Genomic DNA, 26057 nt, shown 5'->3' with positions numbered 1-26057 from the left:
GGCGGCCCCGACCGGAAGCCTCGCGCGAGGCTTTCCGCAACCGGCCGTCCCATCGCGGCATTTGGCGCAACATCATGGCTCTAGCTAAACGCATCATCCCCTGCCTGGACGTGACTGCCGGGCGTGTCGTCAAGGGCGTCAACTTCGTCGAGCTGCGCGACGCCGGCGATCCTGTCGAGATCGCCCGCCGCTACGACGACCAGGGCGCCGACGAACTGACGTTCCTCGACATCACCGCGACGTCCGACCAGCGCGACCTGATCCTGCCGATCATCGAAGCCGTCGCGTCGCAGGTCTTCATTCCGCTGACCGTCGGCGGCGGCGTGCGCGCCGTCGAGGACGTGCGGCGCCTGCTGAACGCGGGCGCGGACAAGGTCAGCATGAATTCGTCGGCGGTCGCGAACCCGCAGCTCGTGCGCGACGCGGCCGACAAGTACGGCTCGCAGTGCATCGTCGTCGCGATCGACGCGAAGCGCGTGTCGGCCGACGGCGAGACGCCGCGCTGGGAAGTCTTTACGCACGGCGGCCGCAAGAATACGGGCCTCGACGCGATCGAATGGGCGCGCAAGATGGCCGAGCTCGGCGCGGGCGAGATCCTGCTCACGAGCATGGACCGCGACGGCACCAAGTCGGGCTTCGACCTCGCGCTCACGCGCGGCGTGTCGGACGCGGTGCCGGTGCCGGTGATCGCATCGGGCGGTGTCGGTTCGCTGCAGCACCTGGCCGACGGCATCAAGGACGGCCGCGCCGACGCGGTGCTGGCCGCGAGTATCTTCCACTACGGCGAGCACACGGTCGGCGAGGCGAAGCGCTTCATGGCCGACCAGGGCATCCCGGTGAGGCTGTGATGAATACGGAAACGAATGCATTGCCCGCGTGGCTCGACAAGGTCCGCTGGGACGACAACGGCCTCGTGCCGGTGATCGCGCAGGAAGCGTCGACGAACGACGTGCTGATGTTCGCGTGGATGAACCGCGAGGCACTGGCGAAGACGATCGAGACGCAGCGCGCGGTCTACTATTCGCGCTCGCGCAAGCGCCTGTGGTTCAAGGGCGAGGAGTCGGGCCACGTGCAGCACGTGCACGAGATACGGCTCGACTGCGACGAGGACGTCGTGCTGCTGAAGGTCGAGCAGGTGTCCGGCATCGCGTGCCACACTGGCCGGCATTCGTGCTTCTTCCAGAAATTCGAAGGCACCGTCGACAGCGGCGATTGGGTCGCGGTCGAACCGGTGCTGAAAGATCCCGAACACATCTACAAATGACGCAATCGACCGAAGACACGCTGCTGCGCCTCGCGGCCGTGATCGATAGCCGCAAGGGCGGCGATCCCGATCAATCGTACGTATCGCGCCTGTTCCACAAGGGCGACGACGCGGTGCTGAAGAAGATCGGCGAAGAGGCGACGGAAGTCGTGCTGGCCGCGAAGGACGTGCGCCAGGGCGGCGCGCCGACCGCGCTCGTCGGCGAGGTGGCCGACCTGTGGTTCCACTGCCTCGTGATGCTGTCGCATTTCGACCTGAGCCCGGCCGACGTGATCGCCGAGCTCGAGCGCCGCGAAGGTCTGTCGGGTATCGAGGAGAAGGCCCTGCGCAAGCGTCGCGAGCGCGAGGAAAACGGCGGTTGACAGGCCCTTGTCGCGGGATGGCCACAGTGCGGTAAGCTGTAAGAATTGTCATCTAACGGGGGTAGCATCATGACCGATACGCCAAGCCAGTTTCCGCCGCCGTCGGTGCCGGGGGCCGCGGACGCCGAGCGCCTGAACGGGCTGCGCACGCTGACTCACGTGCTCTACGGCCTCTATGCGTTTCATTGGCTGACGGGCGGCGTCACGGGCATCATCGCGATCATCATCAACTACGTGAAGCGCGACGATGTGGCCGGCACGCCGTATGCGGCCCACTTCGAGTGGCAGATCCGCACGTTCTGGCGCGCGCTGATCGCCTATGTGATCGGGTTCGCGCTGATGTTCGTGGTGGTCGGATTCGCAGTGATGTTTGTCACATGGATCTGGACGCTGTACCGTATCATCAAGGGTTGGCTGTACCTGAACGACAACAAGCCGCTCGATCCGCAGGCCTGGTTCTGACCGGCCGCGCTCGGGCGTCTGCAGGAGCAACATGAGTCACGATCCGAATTGCCTGTTCTGCAAGATCGCGGCAGGCGAGATCCCGAGCACCAAGGTGCACGAGGATGACGAATTCGTCGCGTTCCGCGACATCCGCCCGGCGGCCGAGACCCACGTGCTCGTGATTCCGCGCCAGCATCTGCCGACGCTGTCGGCGGCGAGCGACGCCGATGCACCGATGCTCGGCCGGCTGATGCTGCTCGTCTCGCGTCTCGCCGGCCAGCTCGGCGTCGCGTATACGGGCGGCGAAACCGGTTTCCGTACGGTGATCAACACGGGCCCGGGCGGCGGGCAGGAGGTCTACCACCTGCACGCGCATATCCTGGCCGGCCCGCGCCCCTGGCAGCGGATGGGTTGACGGCGCGGGGCGTTTCCCCGCATCGATGGTCGAAGCCGGCGCGTTGCCGGCGATTTACGCCGCATCGCGGCGTGGTTGAGGAGAGGTTTCATCATGGGTGGATTGAGCATTTGGCACTGGCTGATCGTGCTGCTGATCGTCGCGCTGGTTTTCGGTACGAAGAAGCTGCGCAACATCGGCAACGATCTCGGCAGCGCCGTGAAGGGTTTCAAGGACGGCATGAAGGACGGCGAAGCACCGGCGGACGCGCAGCAACTGCCGCGCTCGGGCTCGGTCGACGTCAACGCGAAGGAAACGACGCGTTCCGACTCGAACAAGGCGTAACGCCGGTACGCTGACAGGCATTCGCGATGCTGGATCTCGGTCTTTCGAAGATGGCGCTGATCGGCGTCGTCGCGCTCGTGGTGCTCGGCCCCGAGCGCTTGCCGCGCGTTGCGCGCACGGCAGGCGCGCTGTTCGGCCGTGCGCAGCGGTACATCAACGACGTGAAGGCCGAGGTCTCGCGCGAAATCGAACTCGACGCGTTGCGCACGATGAAGACCGATTTCGAGTCGGCCGCGCGCAATGTCGAGACGACGATTCACGACAACCTGCGTGAGCACGAGAAGGACCTGAACGACACGTGGCATTCCGCGGTCGGCGGTCTCAACGAAGCGGCGGGCGACGCCGGTTCGACGGGGTCCGATACGCCCGCCATGCCGTCGTGGCGCGGTAGTTCGGCCGCGCTCGCGCCGAAGCGCCGCAACTGGCGCGTCAAGCAGGCGGCTGCGCCTGCCTGGTACAAGCGCGCGACCACCCGCCGTACCCACGTGCAGTCGGGCGCCGCGCGTGTCGCGCGCCACCAGCCGGCCAGCCTGCGCCGGCCGACGCGCTTCTTCTGAGCCGAGCGCATGCTCGCTCGTCAATCCTACCGAGGGCCGGTGTGAGCGACCCCCAGCAGAACCCGGGCGACGCCCCGGAAGAAACCTTCATTTCCCATCTCGTCGAGCTTCGCGATCGCATCATTCGCGCGGGCGCGGCCGTGATCGTCGTGTTCCTCGGGCTCGTCTACTGGGCGCCCGACATCTTCCGGCTGCTCGCGCGGCCGCTGATGGAGAACCTGCCGAAGGACGGCAAGATGATCGTCACCGACGTCACCGGCTCGTTCTTCGTGCCGATGAAGGTCACGATGCTCGTCGCGCTCGTGATCGCGCTGCCGATCGTGCTGTACCAGATCTGGGCGTTCGTCGCGCCCGGGCTGTACCAGCACGAGAAGAAGCTCGTCGCGCCGCTCGTCGGCAGCAGCTACCTGCTGTTCCTGTGCGGGATGGCATTTGCGTACTTCCTCGTGTTTCCGACGATCTTCCGCGTGATGGCGCACTACAACGCGCCGCTCGGCGCGGAAATGACCACCGACATCGACAACTACCTGAGCTTCGTGCTCGGGATGTTCATCGCGTTCGGGGTCACGTTCGAGGTGCCGATCGTCGTCGTGCTGCTCGTCCGGATGGGCGTGCTGTCGCTGAAGAAGCTGAAGGAGATGCGTCCGTACGTGATCGTCGGCGCGTTCGTCGTCGCGGCGGTCGTCACACCGCCGGACGTGTTCTCGCAACTGATGCTCGCCTTGCCGCTGGTCGTGCTGTTCGAGATCGGGCTGCTGGCGGCGCGGTTCTTCGTGCCGAAGAAGCCCGCCGAGGAAGGCGAGGCGGAGAACGGCGAAGCCGCCAGTTGACGGCAACGCGCCGGGCGGCGGGTCGGTGGCCGGACTTCCGGGCGCCGGGCTTGAGCGAAACCCGGTAGCGTAGTCGGTCGGAAAGCGGAGGGCGGGGCCATCTGCCCGGCAACACGGGTCTTTCGATACAAAGCAAAAGGGCAGCCAACCGGCTGCCCTTTGTCATTTCCCGACGGTGTCCGGGCATGCGGCGGTGCGCCGCTCGCCCGACGTCACTCGGTATCGCTGTCCTGCTCGTCGAGCGCCTGCTTCGGCGGCGGCGGGCGCTTGCCGATCACCACGTTCAGGTCGAACGCCTTGCCCTTGCGCACGACGTGCACCTTGGTCGCCGTGCCGGGCTTGATTTGCGCGACGGTGTTCAGCAGCTTCGTGGTGTCGGTGATCTCGTCGCCATTGACCGAGATCAGGATGTCGCCCGGCTTGATGCCGGCCTTGTCGGCCGGGCCGCCCTGCAGCACGCCGGCGACGATCGCGCCCGATTTCTGCGTCAGCCCGAACGACTCGGCGATCTCCGGCGTGACGTCTTGCGGCTCGACGCCGATCCAGCCGCGCGTGACCGAGCCCGTCGTGATGATGCTTTCCAGCACCGTGCGCGCGGTCGATACGGGGATCGCGAAGCCGATGCCGAGCGAGCCGCCCGAACGCGAGTAGATCGCGGTGTTGATGCCGAGCAGGTTGCCGTTCACGTCGACCAGCGCGCCGCCCGAGTTGCCGGGGTTGATCGGCGCATCGGTCTGGATGAAGTTTTCGAACGTGTTGATGCCGAGGTGGTTGCGGCCCAGCGCGCTGATGATCCCCATCGTGACCGTCTGGCCGACGCCGAACGGGTTGCCGATCGCGAGCACGACGTCGCCGACCCGCGACTGGTCGGAGCGGCCGAGCGTGATCGTCGGCAGGTTCGTCATGTTGATCTTCAGCACGGCGAGATCGGTTTCGGGATCGCTGCCGATCACCTTCGCGGTGCCCGTGCGCCCGTCGGCGAGCGCGACTTCGATCTGGTCGGCGCCATCCACGACGTGCTGGTTCGTTAGAATGTAACCTTCAGGGCTCACGATAACGCCCGAGCCAAGGTTGGCGGCCGGTTCGTCCTGCTGCTTGCGGGCGTTGCGGTCGCCGAAGAAGTAGCGGAACAGCGGATCTTTCGCGCGCGGGTCGGGCGGCAGCGAGCCGTCCTTGCTGGAGAACACGTTGACGACGGCCGGCATCGCCTTTTGCGCGGCTTCGGCGTACGACGTGGTCGCCGGTGCGCCGCCGATGCCCGGCGCGACTTCCCGCAGCGCGACGATCGGCGTGGCGAGCTGCTTGCCGAGCTGTCCTTGCCGTTGCAGCCATTGCGGCTTGAGCGTCACGACGATGAACATCAGCGCGAGCAGCACGGTAACCGCCTGCGCGAAGAACAGCCAGAAGCGTCTAAGCATCTGAATGGATTAGAGGTTTATATGGATCGGATCGAACTTGAATTGTACTTGAACAATACCCTTGAAACCGCGCGCTTCAAGGACTATTGCCCGAATGGCCTCCAGGTCGAGGGGCGCCGCAAGATCGACAAGATCGCTACCGGCGTGACGGCGTCGGTCGCGTTTCTCGAAGCCGCGCTCGAATGGGGGGCGGATGCCGTGCTGGTCCATCACGGCTATTTCTGGCGCAACGAGCCGCCGCAGATCACGGGCCGCAGGTATCAGCGCCTGAAGCTGCTGCTCGCGAACGACCTGAACCTGTTCGCGTTCCACCTGCCGCTCGACGCGCATCCCGAATTCGGCAACAACGCGCAGCTCGGCGACCGGCTCGGCCTGATCGGCGAGCAGCGGTTCGGCGAAGGCGATCTCGGCTGGATGGCGACGCTGCCGATGCCCGTCACGCTCGAGCACTTCGTCGCGAAGGTCGAGCGCACGCTCGGCCGCACGCCGCTCGTGCTCGGCGATCCGGACATGCAGCTGCGCCGCATCGCGTGGTGCACGGGCGCCGCGCAGAGCTATTTCGACGCGGCGATCGACGCCGGCGCGGACGTGTTCCTGACGGGCGAGGTGTCCGAATACGTGACGCACACGGCTGCCGAGAGCGGTGTCGCGTTCGTTGCGGCAGGGCACCATGCGACCGAGCGCTACGGAATCCAGGCACTTGGCGCCCACTTGTCCGAAGAATTCGATATCGAACACCTTTTTATCGATATCCATAACCCGGTCTGAATGCCGGATTTGCGGCAGCGCATCGAAATTTCGCAATGTAGCAGATGCTTAAAAGTGAAATGATTTAATCGCTCCGATAGTGGGGGAAAACCCTTAACTATCAATCACTTCGAAGGGATTTTCATCTCCGGGCCTTGTAAATGGCGACTCCATTCGCGCAAACTAGCGGCGGAATGAAAAGTCGTGACGGAAAATCCAACTCAGAAGTGGGGCGTGTGATGCGAGACAAGGAAGAGAAACGCGTCGACAGCGGCCGCCGTACCTGGCTGATTGCGACATCCGTAGCAGGTGGCGTGGGAGGCGTAGCCACCGTCATACCTTTCGCGGCGTCGCTTGCGCCGTCCGCGAAAGCGAAAGCGGCCGGTGCACCGGTCGAAGTCGACATCAGCGGGCTGAAGCCCGGTGAAATGGTGACCGTGCCGTGGCGCGGCAAGCCGGTGTGGATCCTGAACCGCACCGACGCGATGCTGGCCGACGTGGTCAAGGCCGACAAGGAAGTGGCCGATCCGACCACCGAAAAGCCCTATACGATGCCGTTGCCCGCGTATTGCGCGAACGAATATCGCGCGCGGGCCGATCGCAAGAACATTCTCGTCGTGATGGCCGTGTGTACGCACCTCGGCTGCACGCCAAGCCAACGCTTCACGCCGGGTCCGCAGCCGAACCTGCCGGACGACTGGCCGGGCGGTTTCCTCTGCCCGTGCCATGGTTCGACCTACGACCTCGCCGGCCGTGTGTTCAAGAACAAACCGGCGCCTCAGAATCTCGACATCCCGCCCTACATGTTCACGTCGGCAACGACCCTCGTGATCGGCAAGGACGAGAAAGGAGAAGCGTGATGGCCGACAACAAGGAAGTCTCCACGACAGGTCTCACCGGCTGGATCGATCAGCGCTTCCCGCTCACGTCCACCTGGAAGAAGCACGTTTCCGAGTACTACGCGCCGAAGAACTTCAACTTCTGGTACTTCTTCGGCTCCCTCGCGCTGCTGGTGCTGGTCAACCAGATCGTCACCGGCATCTTCCTGACGATGAACTACAAGCCCGACTCGACGCTCGCGTTCGCGTCGGTCGAGTACATCATGCGCGAGGTGCCGTGGGGCTGGCTGATCCGCTATATGCACTCCACGGGCGCGTCGATGTTCTTCGTGGTCGTCTACCTGCACATGTTCCGCGGGCTGCTCTACGGGTCGTACCGCAAGCCGCGCGAACTCGTGTGGATCTTCGGCTGCGCGATCTTCCTGTGCCTGATGGCCGAGGCGTTCTTCGGCTACCTGCTGCCGTGGGGCCAGATGTCGTTCTGGGGCGCGCAGGTGATCGTGAACCTGTTCTCGGCGATCCCGTTCGTCGGCCCCGACCTGTCGCTGTGGATTCGCGGCGACTACGTCGTGTCGGACGTCACGCTGAACCGCTTCTTCGCGTTCCATGTGATCGCGATTCCGCTCGTGCTGGTCGGCCTCGTGATCGCGCACCTCGTCGCGCTGCACGAAGTGGGTTCGAACAACCCGGACGGCATCGAGATCAAGGCGAAGAAGGACGAGAACGGCGTGCCGCTCGACGGTATCCCGTTCCATCCGTACTACTCGGTGCACGATTTCCTCGGCGTGTGCGGGTTCCTGATGGTGTTCGCGCTGATCGTGTTCTTCTCGCCGGAGATGGGCGGCTACTTCCTCGAGGCGAACAACTTCGTCCCGGCGAACCCGCTGCAGACGCCGCCCGAGATCGCGCCGGTCTGGTACTTCACCGCGTTCTACGCGATGCTGCGCGCGACCACCGACCCGTTCAAGATCGTGCTGATGATCGTGATCGCGCTGCTCGGCGTGCTCGCGCTGATCCGCGCGCGCGGCAAGTGGAAGGTCGGCCTGCCGGTGCTGGCCGCGGCGATCGTCGTGTTCATGTACCTGACGGAGTCGAAGTTCTGGGGCGTCGTCGTGATGGGTTCCGCGGTGGTCTCGCTGTTCTTCCTGCCGTGGCTCGACCGCAGCCCGGTGAAGTCGATCCGCTACCGGCCGCTATTCCACAAGGTGTTCCTCGGGATCTTCGTCGTGGCGTTCCTGACCCTCGGGTTCCTCGGCACGCGGCCGCCATCGCCGGCCTCGACGCTGATCGCGCAGGCCTGTGCGCTGATCTACTTCGCGTTCTTCCTCGGCATGCCCGTCTGGACGCCGCTTGGCACGTTCAAGCAGCCGCCGGAGCGGGTGCGCTTCAAGCCCCATTAACGTGAGCGAGGAGAGAACGACATGAAGAAACTGCTTTCGACACTCGCGCTGATCGGGGCGACCGCGTGTGCGCTGCTGGCGGCGCCGGCGGTTCGGGCGGAAGGTAATTTTCCGCTCGACCGGGCGCCCGATAACACGGAAAATCTCGTTTCGCTTCAGCACGGCGCGCAATTGTTTGTAAACTATTGCCTGAACTGCCACAGCGCGAACCTGATGCGCTACAACCGTCTGACGGATCTGGGCATATCCCAGAAGGAGATCGAAAAGAATCTCCTGTTCACGACCGACAAGGTCGGCAACACGATGTCCGTCGCGATGCGGCCCGAAGACGCGAAGAACTGGCTCGGCACCTCGCCGCCCGACCTGTCGGTCGAGGAGCGTGCGCGCGGCCGCGACTGGCTGTATACGTATCTGCGGAGCTTCTACCGCGACGATACACGGCCGAGCGGCTGGAACAACGCGGTGTTCGAGAACGTCGGCATGCCTCATGTACTGTGGCAGCTGCAGGGGCAGCGCACCGCCAAATTCGAAGACAAGACGGACGAGGAGACGGGCGAGAAGGTCCATACGCTCGTCGGCTTCCAGCAGGTCACACCGGGGACACTGTCCGCGGTGGATTATGATTCTGCGGTTGCCGACCTGGTGGCGTACATGACCTGGATGTCCGAGCCGGCTCAGCAGACCCGCAAACGCCTCGGCGTATGGGTGCTGATCTTTCTCGGTGTCCTGACTTTCCTGGCCTGGCGGCTCAATGCCGCGTACTGGAAAGATATCAAGTAATCACGCCTGACCGGCGTGGGGCCGGCGCAAGGTGGAACCCCGGAAGGGGTTCGCCGCGTGCCGGCCCTCGGCTTTTTTGAGGAAACGCAAACATGATGGTTCTGTATTCCGGCACAACTTGCCCGTTCTCCCAGCGTTGCCGGCTGGTGCTGTTCGAGAAGGGCATGGACTTCGAAATCCGTGACGTCGACCTGTTCAACAAGCCGGAAGACATTTCGGTGATGAACCCGTACGGTCAGGTGCCGATCCTGGTCGAGCGCGACCTGATCCTGTACGAATCGAACATCATCAACGAGTACATCGACGAGCGCTTCCCGCATCCGCAACTGATGCCGGCCGACCCCGTGCAGCGCGCACGTGCACGCCTGTTCCTGCTCAACTTCGAGAAGGAGCTGTTCGTCCACGTCAGCACGCTCGAGAACGAGAAGGGCAAGGCAGCGGAGAAGAATCACGAGAAGGCACGCCTCGCGATCCGCGATCGCCTGACGCAGCTCGCGCCGATCTTCGTGAAGAACAAGTACATGCTCGGCGAGGAATTCTCGATGCTCGACGTCGCGATCGCGCCGCTGCTGTGGCGTCTGGATCATTACGGCATCGAGCTGTCGAAGAACGCGGCGCCGCTGATGAAGTACGCCGAACGGATCTTCAGCCGTCCGGCCTACATCGAAGCACTGACGCCGTCCGAAAAGGTCATGCGTCGTTGATGGTGCAATGAGTGCATGACGGAGAGGGCGGCGCGGCGTGCCGCGCCCCCGCTCCGGGTTCGAGGATTGTGATGCAAGAGATTTCAACGAAGCCTTATCTGCTGCGCGCGTTGTACGAGTGGTGCACCGATAACGGTTACACGCCGCATATCGCGGTGAGGGTCGACAACTCGACGCGCGTGCCGCGTCAGTTCGTGCGTGACGGCGAGATCGTGCTCAACATCAGCTTCGAGGCGACGAGCCAGTTGCAGATGGGCAACGAGTGGATCGAGTTCACGGCCCGGTTCTCCGGGAAGGCGCACAAGATCGAGATTCCGGTTGCCAACGTGCTCGCGATCTATGCGCGCGAGAACGGGCAGGGCATGGCGTTCCAGGTCGATGCGGTCGCGGGTGAAGGCGCGGATTCGGGTGCGTTCGATGATGAAGCCGTGGAGGCGGATGAGGCGCAGCGCGACGAATCGCCTGCCGTATTGACGCCGGTGGCCGACAGCGGCGCGAACGAGGAACCCTCCGAAGGCGCCGACGAACCGCCGAAAACCGACGGCGATGGCGACGGTTCAAAAGGTGGCAGCAGACCTCGCCTCAAGATCGTGAAATGAGGTAGAATCTCGCGCTACGCCGGCTTAGCTCATCTGGTAGAGCAGTTGATTTGTAATCATCAGGTGGCGGGTTCGAGTCCTGCAGCCGGCACCAAATTGAACGAAGGGCCGGGAGGTTTTGCCTCCCGGCCCTTTGTCGTTTCTGCGTTCACTTTCCCGGCTCGCGCGTTGTCGCTGGTTCCGTGCGGCGACATGTAGCCCGGTTCATCGTTTCGGCATCGAATGTAGCGGCACGTTCGTGGGCGAATGTTGCCGGCTTCGTGAGAGTCGACTACATCCTCGCAACACATTTCACAACAAAGGGCGACGCGACGTTTGCGTCGCCCTTTGTCGTATTCAGGTTTTCTTTGCCTGGGACCTGTTTGGCAGCGCGCATCGGATATTCGTGCTGATTTCTTTGGGGGGAATTTTTAAATTCGTTGCTTGGTCCTAGTGAGACTCTTATAACGATCGGGCCAGTTAAATCCGAGTTGATCTCTCATGTCCTGCGGCGAATTGTCACCATGGGTATCATGTGCGGCTTGAGTGCTTTATCAGCACATATGCCTTATGGCGAATTGGGCGCAGGAGACTGGATGAACCGACTGTTGATAGCGCCGTGCTTGGTAGTAAACCCGGTGTTTGTTGTATCGACCATCATAACGATGACGCCTGCGAAATATCTGGAATCGAAGCTAAATGGCGAAATAAGGAACTCAGCCCTGGAGCGGTTCGAGGTGCAGAGATGGCTGAAATTGTTGTCAGGATTTTTGGTGGGAATTTTTTAGGATATTGTTTAATTTATTGGATTTTTAAAAATGCGCATCTGATATTTCCCGGAAATTCGTATCGGTTGGTGGTTTGATTGGATTGTATGAATATCATGAATTACTGACGGGCTGTATTGGGGGCGGGCCTGGGGTTGCGCGTTCGAATTGTTCCTTCAGTAGCGGTGAACTCAACGATGAAACCTGGCATCGGCCGAGTGTGAATGGGCGTCCCGATGCCGGACGATAGGTGACGGCTTGTCGCGGTAAACGCTGTGAGCATGTACGCGCGTGCGCGTGCGCGAGGCGATCGGTGGCGTCGGGTAGCTCGTTGCAACGCTCTTCCGACTGGATGGATTGTCGTTCGCCCAAGATGCGACACGTAGTCCGTCCCCTCGACATTTGCCGGCACGATCGACAAATTTTCGCAGCTAGGGCTTGCAGGTCTGGGCCGCAGGCGGTAGCTCTTCAGGGGCGAATGTCGTTCACCGTTCACCATTCGACGTTCCAGGCTCTCAACACGTATCCGCATCGCAGCACTGCACTTCTCGCGAGCCTGTCAGACGGGCAGGTACGGCTCGCGGTACGCGTCGCGTGGAGCGACTTTCCGTCGAATGGCCGCATCGGTAACGAAACGACGGTGGGGCCGCAAATGCGCCCGTCCGATTGTTGCGGATACATTGGATTTGCCCATGAATCAGCGGAGGCGAGCATGAGTCAGTCAGGTAAAAGTCACCATATATTTCAATACGCCTTCTTAATTCTTTCGTTTTTATGTGTATTTGTAAGTTTGTAGCGGGCATCTATTTCAATTGCCTTTTTTGACACAAACCTTCGGACGAAAACCGGTAGAATCGCCAGCGATTCGAGAGCGGGGTCAACTCCATGAGAGAGGAGAAGTGTCGGCTCGCATAACAAAAGCGATACGGGTAAATCATGAACATGATCGAACTGGTCCAGGCTATTCGCGGCGGCCTGATTCAGCAGGACCGACTGATCAAGACGGATATTCCGTCGTTGCCGTCGAATGCAATCGTGCCGCGTCGCGCTGTGACCTGTTCCGAGTTGGGGCGTGATTTCAGCGTGACGCTAGACGTGGTGTCGGCATCCGGCAACATCGAACTCAAGACACTGATCGCACAGTCGATGACGCTGTGGATCCAGCAGGCGGATAAATCATATCTGCCTATCAACGGCTATATCCACACGGCTAGACGCCTTGGCGCCGACGGAAGTCTCACGACCTATCAGCTGACGTACGGGCCGTGGATGCATTTCCTGAAATTCCGCAGCGATATGCGGTACTGGCAGGACCAGCCGGTTGACCAAATCATTGCCGATGTGTTCAACCAGCATCCGCAGGCGCGGGGCCATTTCCAGTTTGCGTTGTCGCGACCGCTCCGGTCGCGGTCGTACTGCCGTCAAAGCGAGACCGACTGGAATTTCGTCCACCGGCTGATGGAGGATGAAGGCCTGTTCGGCTTCTGGCAGCAGGGCAAGGACGGCAAGTCGCACACGCTCGTCATCACCGATGGCATACATTCGCTCGATGACGCATCTTCGCGGCACGCGAAGTTCTACCGTTCTGGAACGCGCAGCGAAACCGATGCATTGACGCAGTGGTCCGGGTCGCGAACGCTTCAAAGCGCTGTACATACGACGCGGACGTTCGATTACAAGTCGCCGTCGACGCCCTTCAACCCCAACGGGACGACGTTGCCCACTCGCAGCGATCAGGGAAGCATTCCCGAGCAGGCGGAAGTCTACGAATATACGGGCGCCTATACGTATCAGGATCAGCGTCGCGGCGAGCAGTTGTCGAAAATCCGCCTCGAGGAATGGGAATCGCGCGCGAAACGCTTCTTCGGCGTCGGCGGGTTGCGCGGCGTCGATGCCGGCCAGCGCTTCGTACTGGACAATCATCCGGAGCACGATCACGACCCGGAAAGCGAGCGCGAATTCGCGGCCATAAAGGTCTGGCGATACATCGAGAACAATCTTCCGGTGTCTGCCCACGAAGCCGGATTTCCGCACGGATTGCGCGACCGGCTGGCACAGGTGAAGGTTGCGTATGCGGACGCCGGGGCGTTCGCGGTGGCGCACGCCGACGGTTCAGCGGGTTTCCATCTCGTCGAGATCGAAGCGCAGCGGACCACCGTACCGTACCGCAGCCCGCTCGATCACAAGAAGCCGCAGATGGAGCTCGAGACGGCGATTGTCGTCGGTCCGAAGGGCGAAGAGGTGCACACGGACGAACTGAACCGGGTCAAGGTCATGTTCGTGTGGGATCGACAGAACCAGGGCGACGAACGTGCATCGTGCTGGGTTCGCGTTGCCCAATCGGACACGGGCGGCGGTTACGGAAGCGTGCATGTTCCTCGCGTCGGCGAGGAAGTGCTGGTTGGCTATATCGGCGGCGATTGCGATCGGCCAATTATTCTTCATCGCGTCTATAACGGCGCTGTGAAGCCGCAATGGCACAGCAACGGCATCATGTCCGGCTATCGGTCGAAAGAGTATTCGGGTGCCGGTTACAACGAGATGGTTCTCGATGACGCCACCGGGCAGAACCGCATGCGCCTTTACAGCAGCAGCGCAAATTCGCTGCTGCATCTCGGATATCTGATCGATCACAGCGGCAACGCGCGCGGCGCATACCTGGGTACCGGCTTTGACCTGAAGACCGATTCGCACGGGGCCGTGCGCGCGGGGCAGGGGCTGTATGTGACGACGCACCCGAAGCAGGCGAACAGCCAGCCACTCGATGTTCGCGAAACGCAACAGCAGCTCGTCAACGCGGAAAGCGTGGTGGAGGCGCTGTCGGGTGTCAGCGAGCAGCATCGGGCCGAGACGCTCAAGTCGGGCTACGACGCGTTGAAGAAGTTCGTCGATGCGACGCAGGAAAACACCGCCGGCGGCGCGGCAGGCGGGCGTACGGCGGGAGGCGGGACAGGGAGTGCCAATGCATTCAACGAAGCGGTCATGCTGTTCGGCAGTCCGGCAGGCATCGCACTGTCGACGCAGCAAAACACGCATGTGTCGGCCGATCAGCACGTCAATCTCGTCAGCGGCCAGAATACGCACATCGCTGCGGGCAAATCGCTGATTGCGAGCGTGGCCGACAAACTGAGCCTGTTCGTGCAGAACGCGGGAATGAAGCTGTTCTCGGGCAAGGGCAAGGTGGAAATCCAGGCGCACTCCGACAACATCGAGCTGACGGCGCAGCGCGACGTCAAGGTGCTTTCGTCGACTGCGACGGTCGAGGTTGCCGCGGACAAGGGGCTGGTTCTGACATCGGGCGGCGCTTATATCCGCATCCAGGGCGGCAACATCGAGATTCACGCACCAGGCAAGGTCGACGTGAAGGGCGCGCAACACCTGTTCAACGGGCCGGCCAGCATGTCGTATCCGCTGCCGCCGTTGCCGACCGGTGAATTGATTGGCAAGCACAGCCTGCGCTTTGCCGCGATCGGCGCCGACCTGCTGGCGGAAAACTTCGGCTGGGTCGGCAAGGCATTCCAGATCGTTGACAGCGCCGGCAAGGTGCTTCACGCAGGGCAGGTCGCCGAGGACGGCAGGCTGCCGCGTGCGATTCTCGACCAGCCCGACCTGCTGACGCTGCAGATCGGTTCGGACACCTGGCAGCCGCATCCGGTGACGATCGAACCGCTGTTGCACGACGAACACGACGAGTCGGCATCCGGGGCGTTGTCTCCCGACGACGACCCGTTCCATCTCGGCATCGAGGAGCGGGCTGGGCAGTTCGTCGACGCCGACCATATCGCGGGCGTGATTTCAGCGACCGTCATGAACCGAATTCTCGAAGGTGAAGAGTAATCCATGAAATCGTTCAGTTTCCTGCGCAGCGTGACGACGGTGGCCGCTGCGTTTGTCGTCGCCGCGCTGCCGCTGCGCAGCGTGCATGCCGAACAATACGAGAGCGGTGCCGTTCGCTGGAACGTCAAGGATGGCGTGCTGATGCTGACTGCCGGCGTGCTGGCCGACAATGCCCGGTTGCGCTACCTGAACTACACGTTCTACATGGAGAGCAGCGACCACACGCTGTACCAGATCCCGATCGTCAACGACAAGAAGAAGCTCAACGACTACAAGCTGTCGTTCAGCACCTTCAATGGCGGCGACGACATCATTACCGACGCGATGGTCTCGGTGAAAGGCAAGAACGTCTATCTGGTGACTGCGCACAAGGACGCTACGCACGGCTATAACCAGCCCGGTGCCGTGAGCACCAGAACCTACCGTCTATTTGCCGGAGGCGAAGTGGAGTGGACTTATTACTTCGCTCCGGTTGCGGAGGCGCAGTATTCCGAGAAGCAGGACTATACGGTCGAGCGCGCGCTGTCGGAGACGGCGAAGGCGCTGCACTGATTTCGGTATCTTGAGCATTCCGACATGACGAAGTTCATTTCCGCGACACACGACAAGGCGACGCTGACCGTCCAGTACGTTGCTGACAACGGGGATATCCTGCTGCGCAGCGGCGGGGCGATTGCATGGCGATTCAACAACCCCGGCAACATCCGTCCGCCACGCGACTACAAGAAGCACCCGAACGGCGGCATCATCAAGACGCACATCGGTGTCGGCGACACCAAGAGCGGCGAGTTTTTGATCTTTCCCGACTACGAGACCGGTTTGGCGGAAAAGAAGGCGATGCTGCGCCGGAAATACAATCCGATGTCGATCCACGATGCGATGTATGTCTATGCGCCACCATTGGAGAACAATACGGAGAAGTACATCGCGTTCATCTGCCACGGGACAGGGTTTGACAGCACGCGCAAGATCGATTCGATGAACGACGCCGAACTCGATTCGATGATGAAGACGATGGAGAAGTACGAAGGGTTCAACGCTTATCTCAAATCACGACATGAGCAGTGGATTCGCACGGCAACGGTGACGCTTTCGGATGGTGCAAAGCCGATTCCCGACCAGAAGGTCGTCGTGCAGAGCAAGGGCAAGAGCCTGTCGACGAAGACCGATCGGACGGGGCAACTCCCGCTGTTACCGTTCGAAGCGGCGGGTGAGCAGTTCAAGCTGTTCATCGAGCGATCGGAGGAGCTGAAGGAGATCGGCACGATCGTGACGCAGGCGAAATCGTCGGCCTACGTGTTTTTCCACGACCTGCTGACGGTCTCGGCGCCGACCGGTGCGCACTTTGCGAAGGACCCCGTTCGCCACGACAAGCCGGCAGGTTTCCGCTACAAGATCGTTTCGCACGACACGCTTGGCAAGATCGCCGCGAAATTCAAAGTAAGCGTCGAGCAGTTGCAGAAGGACAATCACCTTCATTCGACGCGAATCTTTGCCGGCGATTACCTGTACATCAACATGACGAAGCCGGCGGACGAACATGCGCCGCGCTCGCATGGACATTCGAAGTCCGACTCCGCACCGGCGCACGCGGACGGTGGCAAACGCGACACGGGCAAAACGGCCGATGACGCAGCCGGCCAGAAGGTCGACCTGAGCCAGATCGCGAAGCCGGCCCCGGGCGTCGCGGCACCTGCGACCACGACGGATCGTCCGAAGGCGGGCACGCCTGCTGCGGCGAGTACGGGAGTCGGCGCGACACACACCGAGCCGGGACGTGCCGCGGCACCTGTCACGGGTTCGGATGCGGAAGGCGCGTCGGCGGCGCCCGCGACGGCAAACAAGTCGGGCAAGCCCGACACCACGCTCGATCGCAGCAAGCAAGGCCAGGGGCATCCGATTGCAACGCTGAACACGGATTCGGGCGAGGCGCCGTGGATGACGTATGCAATCGAACAGGCCAAGTTGTGGCACGGGCAGAAAGAGGACGTGATTACGCAGACGATCAACTATCATGAGGAAGTTGGCGTCAATCTCAAGACGCTGGTCGGCGACGGCAACCCCTGGTGTGCGTCATTTGCAAACTGGTGTCTGCATCAGGCCGGGTATCCGATGACCTCTGCACCGGCAGATTCTCAATCATTCCGTCACAGCAAGAATTTTGTGAAAATCGACAAACCCGTGTTCGGTGCCGTTGCGATATACAAGCACCGGAAGGGCGGGCATGCAGCTTTCGTCTATGCGCAGACGAGCACGGGTGCACCGATCCTGCTTGGCGGAAATCAGAGCGATGCGATCAACTTCGGTATGCAGAAGGCCTCCGAACTGAAGGGGTTCTTCGTGCCCGCCAGTTATCTGAAGTTTGCGCAGGACCGTTTGGCCAAGGGCATCGAGCTCGAAAAGAGCACAACGCAAGACCTCAATAACGAGTTTCACATTACCTTTGCCAAGAAAAAGAAAAATGCAGATCGTTAAGACGTGGTGCGTCACCGTCCTGGTTTCAGTGCTGGCCGGTGGCAGCGCTGTCGCATTTTCCCAACCGTCGGCGCAAGACTGCCTGACGCAAGCCGAGGTCCAGCAGATGGATCGCGACTTCTGGGCGACATTCCCGTCGCCGGACGGTTTCGCCGCGTATGCAGCGCCGAAGTTTTCGCTCGGCACGAACATCACGGAGCTATCGCGGTCGCTTGCGGCCACGACGAGCGGTCCGGCACGGGCGCGCGCCGTTGCCACATTCCTTGCGCAGCATCTGGACGTGTTCGGATCGTTCAAGAACGCGCATGACGCGGCCTATCTGTACTATCCCGGACGCGACCACAGCCCCGATGCCGTGCGTACGTCGTCGACGTTCCCCGTCGGGCAGTGCGTTTCCGAATTCAATTACTCGATCGATACAAGCCGTGCCCAGTGCGTCGCCGGGCAGCGCATTCGCGCATACAGTCTGTCGTTCATCAAGGACAAGGGACGTGTGATGCTGCGAACAGGTGTGCTCGGGCTCGACGCCTGTAATTGATCCGTGCGCCGGCGAACGGCATGGCGGCAGTGTCGTCCCACCGGGGACAGCGCATGGAGGCAGATAGCATCACATCTGCCTGAACAACCCCGCATACGCACGACTGACCGGCAGCATCTCCCGCTGCCCGTGCACGCGGATCCGCAACCGTCCCAACAGGTCTCGCTCGACACGATCGATCGCTGCGTACGCAACGATCACGCCGCGATGCACCTGCGCGAACCGCGCCGGATCGAGTCGCTGCATCAGTTCCTTCAGCGGCGTGCGAATCACGAGCCGTTCGCCTGCCGTGACGACTTCCGTGTATTTCTCCGACGCCTGGAAGTACAGCACGTCGTCGACCGAGACGAGCCGCGTCGCATCCTTCACGCCTACCGTCAGCCAGCGGATCGGCGCAGCGTCCCGCGCTTGCGCCGCCTGTGCGAGCGCATCGGCATGCGCGAGCGCCGGCCCGCCGCGCTGCAACTTCGCGACACAGCGCAGCAGCCGCTCGTCCGTCACCGGCTTCAGCAAGTAGTCGACCGCCGCACGATCGAACGCGTCGACCGCGTATTCGTCGTAGGCCGTGACGAACACGACATGCACGTCGGGCGCCAGCGCCGCGAGCTTCAGCCCGTCGATGCCGGGCATCCGAATATCCAGAAACGCGATGTCCGGTCGCGGCGACGCGTTCAGCGCGGCCAGCGTTTCGATGCCGTTGCGCGGCATCGCGACGATGTCCAGTTCGGGCCAGAGCTGATTCAGCCGCTGCGCGAGGGACGCGGACAGGTTCGGTTCGTCGTCGGCGATGAGGGCGGTCGGCATGTCAGTCGATCGGAATCAGCAGGGTAGCGGTGACGCCATGCGCGGCGGCGGCATTCGTTTCGACGGAGACGCGACCGCGCTCGCCGTGCAGCGTCCGGATGCGCGCGGCGACGTTGGCGAGCCCGACGCCGCCGTGCAGGCGCGAGTTGCCTTTGCCGAGGCCGACGCCCGTATCGATCACGTTCAGTTCCAGGCTGTCGCCACGCATCCTGCCGCGAATCACGATCACGCCGCCGTCGATCGACGGCTCGATCCCGTGCAGCAGCGCATTCTCGACGAGCGGTTGCAGCAGCAGCGGCGAGAACGGCAGCGCGTGCAGATCCGCTGGCACGTCGATCGCATAGGAAAGCCGCTCGCCGAGCCGGATCGACGCGATCTTCAGCAACGCGTCGACGAGCTCGAGCTCCTGGCCGAGCGTCGACGTCGCATCGCGCGTGCGTCGCAGGCTCGCACGCAGGTAGCGGTTCAGGCTGTCGAGCATCGTCGACGCGCGCGCCGGATCGCGCTCGATCAGGCTCTGCACGTTCGCGAGCGTATTGAACAGGAAGTGCGGCTCGATCTGCGCCTGCAGCAGCGCCAGGCGTGCGGCCGTCTCGGCCTGGCGTGCTTCTGCGGCTTCGCGGCGCTCGGTCTCGAGCGTCGCGCGCATGCGCATCGACTGCAGGAACAGCGACACGCACACAAACAGGATCGCCGAGATGAGAAACGACGGCCCGTAGTTGTCCCACGTGCCGATGCGGGCACGCCCGAACACGTGCGGCACGTTCCCGCTGATGATCGCTGCCGTGATCTCGAAACCGATGAGCACGCTGGCCGGTGCGATTACGATAGCCTTGAGCGCGAGCCCCGGCTTGCGCGGCAGGAGCCAGTCGGCGGCGTGACTGAGCAGCAGCGCGGAGAAACCGATCGCGTTGGCGACGACGAGGTCGGGCAACAGCGGTTCCTGGAAATGGAGTGCCCAGAAACCCAGGCCGACGACCGAGTTGAAGCACGCGAACGCGAGCAGTGCGGCCGGATCGCGCAACAATCGCGGCGCCGCGCTGGCGGCCGGCGGCGAAATCGGCGAAGGGTCGGACGTGGCTCGCATGGTGTCGGGTGAGGAGGGCGCGCGATGCGCTGATGGTCTTGACCTTACTGCCGGGCGGTCCGGCTGCGCACGCATTGCGACGAACGGTGCGCGGCCGCGACGAAGCGCGTCGGCTGCCGACGGTTGGCCGGTTTCCGTCACGAGTGTAGTGGAAGGGGCTGCGGAAGGACACTGGGCGCGGCCGGTGTCGTGTCGAGCGTGAAGCGCCGGCCCTTCGGTTCGGAAGTCACCGGCCGCCGGATTCGCGGGCATATCGGTCTTCCCGATCAGCCGAGCGATCATCGCCGCGACGCGCCACTCGTCCGCGAATTCCGGCCGCCCGTCGCAAGCCCCCGCCGCCTGCCGGGATCCGGCAGTACGGTGTTGCCGTGTCCACTCCGATCAGGCGACTCCGACCATGTCCGCGCTCCTTCACCTGAAGCCTTACGTCTACGTGATGTTCTGCGTGCTGCTCTATATCGGCATCAAGCGCTGTTTCCCGCGCGAGGTACCGGCTGCCCGACCGCTGATCTCGCCGGTCGTGTTCGGGATGCTCGGCATCGTCAGTCTGAACGAACGCTTTCCGCATGCGGGCATCGACGCGAACGCAGTCGCGCTGGCGGCCGTCCTGGGCGGCGCGGCGCTGGGCTGGCTGCACGCAAGCCGGTGGCGGCTCGCGTTCCGTCCGGCCTCGTCGGGCCTGCGCGTGCGCCTGCCCGGCGATGCGAGCCTGCTCGTCACGCTGATGCTGACGTTCGTCGCCGAAACGGGCATCCATTACGCAGTCGCCGTGCATGCGCCGTGGGCGGCGACGGGCGGCTTCGTGATGTTGTCGTTCGCAGTGTGGGGCGTGCTCATCGGGATGACGCTCGGGCGCGCGGTGAACGTAGTCGTGCGCTGCATGCGCCATGCGAACGGATCGAAGCAGGGGAGTTTCCCGTATTCGGTCGATCCGCGATGAAGGGGGCGAAACGGCCCGCGAGTGGTCAGTGGACGGCCTGACAGGCGATGCGGCCCGTCTTCGTCGATCGTGGCGGCATCGAACCGAAAGCGGTGTGTGACGCGCCCCGTTTTCCTGTCACGGTCGCGTCATGGGGCGCCCATAACGTTGCACGTTCCCGTCGCGGCGGCACCGCCGAACCGGGAACGTGCGCAACCCGCTCGCGACGACGTGCTCGCGTCGCAGGTGGGGGCCGACCGGGATCTCGCTCCCGGCGGCGCAGTGGTCATGCATCGCGCCATTTCATTCGAAAATACGATCGACGACGGTTCGAACCGGACCGCGGACGATCAGGAGACAGGGACCATGCTGAGTCCGCATGAATTCTCGATGCTGTTGCGCGTCGCGCGTGCGCCGGACAGCGTCGATCCATCGAATCCGGCCTTCGCCGTGCTGGTCGAGAAGCGGCTGGTCGACGATACGCAGGTGCGTATGAATGCCGTGGCCGCGCGCCCGGCGCTGACACCAATCGGCCAGATGCTGCTGGCGCGCTTCGACGAAGCGGCTTGAGGGGAAGCGTCACGCCTTCGTCGAGACGAAGGGCGTGACGCATTGAAGCGCCGGGCCGCTTACTGCGCGACCGGCACGGTCACGTCGCTGCCGAACCAGTGCATCGAGATCTTCTTCAGCGTGCCGTCCTTGTGCAACGAATCGAGCGCGTCGTTGATCGCTTTCTCGAACTTCGGGTTGCCCTTGCGGAACGGGATCGCCATTTCCTGCTTGCCGCCGTTCAGCACCGCGCCCGCGCGCAGCGGCAGGTTCGACGTCTTGATCATGTACGGCAGCATCAGGCGGTCGTCGAGCGTCGCCTCGATCCGGCCCGCGGCGAGGTCGCGCAGTTTCTCCGGCGCGCCCGGATACGTCTGCACCTCGATGCCCGGCACGGTGCGCGCCATCTGGTCATAGTTGGTGCCGAGCGTCACGCCGAGCTTCTTGCCCTTGAAGTCGTCGAGCGACTTGAAGTTGCGCGAGTCGTCCTTGCGCTGGATCAACTGCGCGGCCGAGTACGTGTACGGCTGGCTGAAGTCGAGCGCTTCCTTGCGCTGCGGCGTGATCGTGACCTGATTGACGATCACGTCGAACTTGCCGGCCTGCAGGCCCGCGATGATGCCGCTCCATTCGGTCGGGACGAACTGCGTCTTCACGCCGAGCTTGCCGGCGACCGCGTTCGCGACGTCGACGTCGAAGCCTTCGAGTTGCCCCGACGTGCCGCGCGAGTTGAACGGCGGATACGTGCCTTCGAGGCCGACGCGCAGCACGCCGGCTTTCTTCACTGAATCGAGCAGGTCTTCCGCGTGCGCGGCAACGGCCGTGAAGCCGAGGGCCGACGCGAGCAGCAGGCCCGACAGCAGGAATTTCGAACGTTTCATCGCAGATCTCCAGTGGTCAGCGTGGTGTGGGTTGGCGCCGGCGCCGGGTGGGGGCGCGGCGGGCCGCAAGACGGGCACGTAGACACTACTCGCAACCGGGCCGCGCCGGAAGTCGAATTGGCCCTGATTGAAAGCGATTTCATCGATGTGCGGGACGGCGGGCATGGTTGCCGTCCACCCGCGTGGCACGCGGACCGATCGGATTCTGCTCGTTTAAATCAGGTCAGATTTGAGGGTGTGCGAGGTTTTGTCTGTAAAATCGCGCGAGCAAAATCGAATGCTCGCGCCATCCGAGGGCGTGTCAAAAGAAAAAAGGCCGTTCATGAACATGCAGAACACAATCGCCGCATTGCGCGGCGGATTGCTTCAGCAGGACCGGTTGCTGAAGCTCGATACGCCATTGGGGGCCAACGTCCTGACCGTTCAGCGGGCAGTCGGTCGCTCGCGTATCGGGCGCGCATACGAGTTCACGCTCGACGTGCTGTCGACCGACAGCGATGTGGAACTTAAAAAGCTGATCGCACAGCCGGTTACGTTGTGGATCCAGCAGGGCGATCTCGGTTACCGGCCGATCAATGGCTACGTGCATACCGCGCGCCGGCTCGGTGCCGACGGTGGGCTCACGACCTATCAGCTCGCGTTCGCCGATTTCACCCACTTCCTGAAGTTTCGTCGCGATCAGCGGCTCTGGAACGACACGACCGTCGACCAGATCATCAGCGACGTGCTGAACCAGCACCCGCAGGCGCAGGGGCATTTCCGCTTCGCGCTGTCGAAGCCGCTGCCGAACCGGTCGTACACGCGCCAGCACGACACCGACTGGCATTTCGTGCATCGGCTGATGGAGAACGAGGGGCTCTATTGCGCATGGCAGCAGGCCGACGACGGCAAGTCGCATACGCTCGTGATTACCGACAACCTGCAGGCGTTCGCGCCGCTGTCGCCGGAAACCGTGCGCTTTTATCGCGGCGACGCGGCCAGCGAACCCGACGCGTTCACGCAATGGTCGGGTACGCGCACGCTGCAGAGCGTGACGCGTACGACGCGCACGTTCGACTACAAGAATCCTTCGCAGCCGTCGAACCCGAAAGGCACGTCGCTGCCGACGATGGGCGGCCAGGGCGAGTTGCCGGATCAACTCGAAGTCTACGAGTACACGGGCGCTTACACGTATCTCGACCAGACGCGCGGCGACCATCTGACGAAGGTCAAGATGGAGGAGTGGGAGTCGCGGGCGAAGCGGTTCCATGCCGCGGGCGGGGTGCGCGCGATCGATGCCGGCCGACGCTTCACGCTGGCCGATCATCCCGAGCACGATCGTGATCCCGCCGATCAACGCGAATTCGCCGCGATCGAGGTGGCGTGGTGGATCGAGAACAATCTGCCCGTCGCAAGCGACAGCGCGGACTTTCCGTACAGCCTGCGCGAAGCGTTGACGCAGGCACAGGACAACTACGGTACCGATCCCGCGTTTCGCGTGCAGCACGACGACGGATCGGCCGGCTTCTATCTCGTCGAAGTCGAGGCGCAACGCGTGAGCGTGCCGTATCGCAGCCCGTTCGAGCATCACAAGCCGGAGATGCATCTCGAGACGGCGATCGTCGTCGGGCCGCAGGGCGAGGAAGTCTATACCGACGAGTTGAACCGGATCCGCGTGCAGTTCGTGTGGGACCGGTTGAATCCGGGCAACGAGAACGCGTCGTGCTGGGTACGCGTCGTGCAATCGGATACGGGCGGCGGCTACGGCGGCGTGCACGTGCCGCGCATCGGCGAGGAAGTGCTGATCGATTATGTGGGCGGCGACTGCGACCGGCCGCTCGCGGTCGGGCGCGTGTACAACGGCGCGAACCAGCCGCAATGGCATACCGACGGGATCCTGTCCGGGTATCGGTCGAAGGAGTATTCGGGCAGCGGCTACAACCAGCTCGTGATGGACGACGCGACCGGGCAGAACCGCGTGCAGCTGATGAGCAGCAGCGCGAACAGCCTGCTGCATCTGGGCTACATCATCGACCAGAACGGCAATTCGCGCGGGTCGTACCTCGGCAGCGGGTTCGACCTGCGCTCGGATGCGTATGGCGCGGTGCGGGCGAGCCAGGGCCTGTACGTGACGACGCACCCGAAGGCGGCGAACAGCCAGCCGCTCGACGTGAAGGAAGCGCAGCAGCAGCTCGTGACGGGCGAGAGCCTCGTCGAGGCGATGTCGGGCGTGAGCGAGCAGCATCAGGCGGAAAGCCTGAAGGACGCGCAGGACACGATGCGCGCGTTCACGGATGCGACGCAGGACAGCGCATCGGGCAGCGCGTCGGGCGGGCGCACGGCAGGCGGCGGCACGGGTAACGCGAACGCGTTCAAGGAGCCGGTGATGCTGTTCGGCAGCCCGTCGGGGATCGGGATGTCGACGCAGCAGTCGGTGCATGTGGTCGCGAACGATCACGTGAACGTGGCGAGCGGGCAGAGCGTGCATGTGGCCGCAGGCAAGTCGCTGATCGGGAGCATCGGGCAGAAGCTGAGCCTCTTTGTGCAGAACGCGGGGATGAAGCTGTTCGCGGGCAAGGGCAAGGTCGAGATCCAGGCGCAGTCGGACAACATCGAGGTGACCGCGCAGAAGGCGGTGAAGGTGGTGTCGGCGACGGACAGGATCGAGATCGCGGCCGATCAGGGGATCCTGCTGACGAGCGGCGGCGGGTATATCCGCATTCAAGGCGGGAACATCGAGATTCATACGCCGGGCGCGGTGGATGTGAAGGGGGCGTCGCATACGTTCGCGGGGCCGGCGAGCATGGGGTATCCGTTGCCGAGCCCGCGGCCGGATCAGCCGGGGCAGTTGGAGTTGTTCCACAAGTATGTGAACGGCGAGGCGGTGAAGGGCGGATTGTTCACGGTGAGAGACGTGAACGGTGCCGTGCTGAAGAAGGGGGCGCTCGACGACGGCGGGTATACGGTCGTGAGCGGGCTGCCGCCGGGTGCGGTACGTGTCGAGTTCGGCAAGGATCCGCGCGAGTCGGATCAGCCTGCGAATTACTTCAAGCAGGCGAAGTGGCCGGCGGAGCCGATCGAGCCGTCGCCGGAGGCCGCACAGGCAGCGGCGACCGGGCAGCTCGCCAGCCAGTTGAAGGGGATGGCGCCCGCGGCGGCGACAGCTGCGATGGGGCTGGCGAGTGGAGGCGGTGCCGGTGCCGCGCTGGGCGGACTCGCAAGCTCTGCGTTGCCGGCTGCGGCGGGTGCGCTAGGTGGTGCAGGCGCGGTGTCGGCATTGCAGACGGCTTCGAGCCTGGGCAGCGCCGCGAAGCAGGTGGCCGTGATGGTGCAGGCTGCGCGTCAGGGCGGCCTTGCGGCGCTGGCCGCGCCAGTGGCGAATGCGGCTTCCGGGGCGCTGCAGGGCGCTCTGCCGAGTGTTGCCGGGATCGCCGGCAAGGGTGCTACGACAGTGACATCGGCTGCAGGTGCCACCGGCATGAAGCTGCCGACGAGCGGGTTCGGCGGGCCGCTGAAATCCTGAGAGGGCGGCACGTCAGCCGTCTAAAACAACAAATCG

26 protein-coding genes and 1 tRNA gene are annotated in these 26057 nt (G+C 63.3%); 23 read left to right on the top strand and 4 right to left on the bottom strand.

The window, feature by feature from the left end; translation table 11 throughout:
* Positions 1 to 74: 74 nt before the first annotated feature.
* The 8 genes from hisF to tatC all read left to right on the top strand — a co-directional run bounded on the left by hisF (position 75) and on the right by tatC (position 4196).
* The gene (hisF, locus tag LGM56_RS33040) at positions 75 to 848 is read left to right on the top strand and encodes an imidazole glycerol phosphate synthase subunit HisF (protein ID WP_011350732.1); all 774 of its coding nucleotides are present in this window, start codon (positions 75 to 77) and stop codon (positions 846 to 848) included.
* Positions 848 to 1264: a phosphoribosyl-AMP cyclohydrolase gene (gene hisI, locus LGM56_RS33035; protein ID WP_089493975.1), complete on the top strand. Its 417-nt coding sequence runs from the start codon at positions 848 to 850 to the stop codon at positions 1262 to 1264. Before hisF ends, hisI begins: the two co-directional genes overlap by 1 nt.
* A complete protein-coding gene (locus LGM56_RS33030) occupies positions 1261 to 1626 on the top strand; it encodes a phosphoribosyl-ATP diphosphatase (protein WP_006485344.1) in 366 nt (121 codons plus the stop codon). Before hisI ends, LGM56_RS33030 begins: the two co-directional genes overlap by 4 nt.
* Positions 1627 to 1695: 69 nt before the next feature.
* Positions 1696 to 2088, top strand: coding sequence for a DUF4870 family protein (locus LGM56_RS33025; protein WP_046544796.1), 393 nt, complete (start codon positions 1696 to 1698; stop codon positions 2086 to 2088).
* Positions 2089 to 2119: 31 nt separating this feature from the next.
* Positions 2120 to 2485 carry a histidine triad nucleotide-binding protein gene (locus LGM56_RS33020; protein WP_059491979.1) on the top strand — a complete coding sequence of 122 codons (366 nt, stop codon included), beginning with the start codon at positions 2120 to 2122 and terminating at the stop codon, positions 2483 to 2485.
* Positions 2486 to 2578: 93 nt separating this feature from the next.
* Entirely contained in the window at positions 2579 to 2809 is a 231-nt protein-coding gene (gene tatA, locus LGM56_RS33015; RefSeq protein ID WP_021161850.1) for a Sec-independent protein translocase subunit TatA, read from the top strand.
* A 26-nt stretch (positions 2810 to 2835) separates the two neighbouring features.
* A complete protein-coding gene (gene tatB / locus LGM56_RS33010; RefSeq protein ID WP_089493976.1) occupies positions 2836 to 3366 on the top strand; it encodes a Sec-independent protein translocase protein TatB in 531 nt (176 codons plus the stop codon).
* A 41-nt stretch (positions 3367 to 3407) separates the two neighbouring features.
* Positions 3408 to 4196, top strand: coding sequence for a twin-arginine translocase subunit TatC (gene tatC / locus LGM56_RS33005; RefSeq protein WP_046544799.1), 789 nt, complete (start codon positions 3408 to 3410; stop codon positions 4194 to 4196).
* A gap of 212 nt (positions 4197 to 4408) precedes the next feature.
* On the opposite strand, the gene LGM56_RS33000 is transcribed toward tatC, so the two are convergent.
* On the bottom strand, positions 4409 to 5614 hold the full coding sequence (locus LGM56_RS33000; RefSeq protein ID WP_089493977.1) for a Do family serine endopeptidase: 1206 nt from the start codon (positions 5612 to 5614) through the stop codon (positions 4409 to 4411).
* Between the two features lie 21 nt (positions 5615 to 5635).
* On the opposite strand from LGM56_RS33000, the gene LGM56_RS32995 reads away from it, so the two are divergent.
* The 12 genes from LGM56_RS32995 to LGM56_RS32940 all read left to right on the top strand — a co-directional run bounded on the left by LGM56_RS32995 (position 5636) and on the right by LGM56_RS32940 (position 18279).
* Positions 5636 to 6382 carry a Nif3-like dinuclear metal center hexameric protein gene (locus LGM56_RS32995; protein ID WP_089439076.1) on the top strand — a complete coding sequence of 249 codons (747 nt, stop codon included), beginning with the start codon at positions 5636 to 5638 and terminating at the stop codon, positions 6380 to 6382.
* Positions 6383 to 6600: 218 nt separating this feature from the next.
* Positions 6601 to 7221 (top strand): ubiquinol-cytochrome c reductase iron-sulfur subunit, encoded by a 621-nt coding sequence (petA, locus tag LGM56_RS32990; protein ID WP_039366620.1) that lies wholly within the window; start codon positions 6601 to 6603, stop codon positions 7219 to 7221.
* Positions 7218 to 8600 carry a cytochrome b gene (locus LGM56_RS32985; RefSeq protein WP_089493978.1) on the top strand — a complete coding sequence of 461 codons (1383 nt, stop codon included), beginning with the start codon at positions 7218 to 7220 and terminating at the stop codon, positions 8598 to 8600. Before petA ends, LGM56_RS32985 begins: the two co-directional genes overlap by 4 nt.
* Before the next feature lie 21 nt (positions 8601 to 8621).
* Positions 8622 to 9380: a cytochrome c1 gene (locus LGM56_RS32980; protein ID WP_071335456.1), complete on the top strand. Its 759-nt coding sequence runs from the start codon at positions 8622 to 8624 to the stop codon at positions 9378 to 9380.
* Positions 9381 to 9472: 92 nt separating this feature from the next.
* Positions 9473 to 10084, top strand: a complete 612-nt coding sequence (locus tag LGM56_RS32975; protein ID WP_006400565.1) for a glutathione S-transferase N-terminal domain-containing protein — start codon at positions 9473 to 9475, stop codon at positions 10082 to 10084.
* 71 nt (positions 10085 to 10155) lie between these two features.
* Positions 10156 to 10683 (top strand): ClpXP protease specificity-enhancing factor, encoded by a 528-nt coding sequence (locus LGM56_RS32970; protein ID WP_089493979.1) that lies wholly within the window; start codon positions 10156 to 10158, stop codon positions 10681 to 10683.
* 18 nt (positions 10684 to 10701) lie between these two features.
* Positions 10702 to 10777, top strand: a tRNA-Thr gene (locus LGM56_RS32965).
* A 504-nt stretch (positions 10778 to 11281) separates the two neighbouring features.
* The gene (locus LGM56_RS32960) at positions 11282 to 11527 is read left to right on the top strand and encodes a hypothetical protein (protein WP_226207855.1); all 246 of its coding nucleotides are present in this window, start codon (positions 11282 to 11284) and stop codon (positions 11525 to 11527) included.
* 838 nt (positions 11528 to 12365) lie between these two features.
* On the top strand, positions 12366 to 15266 hold the full coding sequence (locus LGM56_RS32955) for a type VI secretion system Vgr family protein (RefSeq protein ID WP_226207854.1): 2901 nt from the start codon (positions 12366 to 12368) through the stop codon (positions 15264 to 15266).
* Positions 15267 to 15269: 3 nt separating this feature from the next.
* Positions 15270 to 15818 carry a hypothetical protein gene (locus LGM56_RS32950; RefSeq protein WP_226207853.1) on the top strand — a complete coding sequence of 183 codons (549 nt, stop codon included), beginning with the start codon at positions 15270 to 15272 and terminating at the stop codon, positions 15816 to 15818.
* A 24-nt stretch (positions 15819 to 15842) separates the two neighbouring features.
* Positions 15843 to 17741 carry a TIGR02594 family protein gene (locus tag LGM56_RS32945; RefSeq protein ID WP_089493981.1) on the top strand — a complete coding sequence of 633 codons (1899 nt, stop codon included), beginning with the start codon at positions 15843 to 15845 and terminating at the stop codon, positions 17739 to 17741.
* Positions 17710 to 18279, top strand: coding sequence for a hypothetical protein (locus tag LGM56_RS32940; RefSeq protein WP_226207852.1), 570 nt, complete (start codon positions 17710 to 17712; stop codon positions 18277 to 18279). Before LGM56_RS32945 ends, LGM56_RS32940 begins: the two co-directional genes overlap by 32 nt.
* 69 nt (positions 18280 to 18348) lie before the next feature.
* On the opposite strand, the gene LGM56_RS32935 is transcribed toward LGM56_RS32940, so the two are convergent.
* Together LGM56_RS32935 and LGM56_RS32930 are read right to left on the bottom strand one after the other, a co-directional pair.
* Positions 18349 to 19083, bottom strand: a complete 735-nt coding sequence (locus LGM56_RS32935) for a LytR/AlgR family response regulator transcription factor (protein ID WP_226207851.1) — start codon at positions 19081 to 19083, stop codon at positions 18349 to 18351.
* A gap of 1 nt (position 19084) precedes the next feature.
* Entirely contained in the window at positions 19085 to 20107 is a 1023-nt protein-coding gene (locus LGM56_RS32930) for a sensor histidine kinase (RefSeq protein ID WP_226207871.1), read from the bottom strand.
* Between the two features lie 460 nt (positions 20108 to 20567).
* Here LGM56_RS32930 and LGM56_RS32925 point away from each other — a divergent pair, with 460 nt between their 5' ends.
* Together LGM56_RS32925 and LGM56_RS32920 are read left to right on the top strand one after the other, a co-directional pair.
* Positions 20568 to 21110, top strand: a complete 543-nt coding sequence (locus tag LGM56_RS32925; protein ID WP_226207850.1) for a hypothetical protein — start codon at positions 20568 to 20570, stop codon at positions 21108 to 21110.
* A gap of 345 nt (positions 21111 to 21455) precedes the next feature.
* Positions 21456 to 21659 carry a hypothetical protein gene (locus LGM56_RS32920; protein WP_011350748.1) on the top strand — a complete coding sequence of 68 codons (204 nt, stop codon included), beginning with the start codon at positions 21456 to 21458 and terminating at the stop codon, positions 21657 to 21659.
* Between the two features lie 59 nt (positions 21660 to 21718).
* Here LGM56_RS32920 and LGM56_RS32915 read toward each other — a convergent pair whose 3' ends face one another.
* Complete coding sequence (locus LGM56_RS32915) at positions 21719 to 22519, bottom strand: transporter substrate-binding domain-containing protein (protein ID WP_089439092.1); 801 nt, start codon at positions 22517 to 22519, stop codon at positions 21719 to 21721.
* A gap of 322 nt (positions 22520 to 22841) precedes the next feature.
* Between LGM56_RS32915 and LGM56_RS32910 the strand changes: the two genes are divergently transcribed.
* Positions 22842 to 26021, top strand: coding sequence for a type VI secretion system Vgr family protein (locus LGM56_RS32910; RefSeq protein WP_226207849.1), 3180 nt, complete (start codon positions 22842 to 22844; stop codon positions 26019 to 26021).
* Positions 26022 to 26057: the final 36 nt, after the last annotated feature.

Origin of the sequence: Burkholderia sp. AU38729, assembly GCF_020419725.1 — a bacterium.
In the GTDB taxonomy this organism is placed as follows: domain Bacteria; phylum Pseudomonadota; class Gammaproteobacteria; order Burkholderiales; family Burkholderiaceae; genus Burkholderia.
Note: the sequence above shows the minus strand (reverse complement) of the source record. Positions and strands in the feature narration are given on the sequence as shown.